The 419-nt window shown below is 34.4% G+C and carries 1 protein-coding gene; it reads left to right on the top strand.

All coding sequences use genetic code 11. The annotated features are described in order from the left end of the window. A partial coding sequence (locus CCZ01_RS10685) for a hypothetical protein (protein ID WP_181566410.1) occupies positions 1-414 on the top strand: 414 nt, incomplete at its 5' end. Positions 415-419: the final 5 nt, after the last annotated feature.

Below are 419 nucleotides of genomic sequence, written 5' to 3'. Positions count from 1 at the left end.
AGCAGATCAAGCAGAGCGGGACTTAGAGGCATATATCTTAGAAATCTTGGAGAAGAGGAAGCAGGCAAACTCATAGAAGAAGCAGACAATTATGCTAAATCTCAAGGCTTAACAATCACAGAAGCCTTAGATTATATCTTTGAGCTAAAAGGTCTTCTCCTTGTTAAAGGAGAAGAATCATTCATTAATCGAGAAATTCAACAATCAAAACAAACTTCAGAATCAAACACATCTCAACAACAAACACAACAATCTATTAATGATGAGCTTATGCAAACATTACTTAAAGCACAACAACAAGCTAAAGAGAATCCTATATTTGATTATGCAATCAAGACATTAGACAATATCCCACAATCAGACAATAAGACAGATTTTCTAAGAGAAGTTGCAAGAAAGAGGGAGGGTAAATGATTAAT

The organism is Helicobacter monodelphidis, assembly GCF_003288845.1.
Lineage (GTDB): Bacteria > Campylobacterota > Campylobacteria > Campylobacterales > Helicobacteraceae > NHYN01.
The sequence above is the reverse complement of the archived record's forward strand: the minus strand, read 5'-3'. Positions and strand labels throughout refer to the sequence as shown.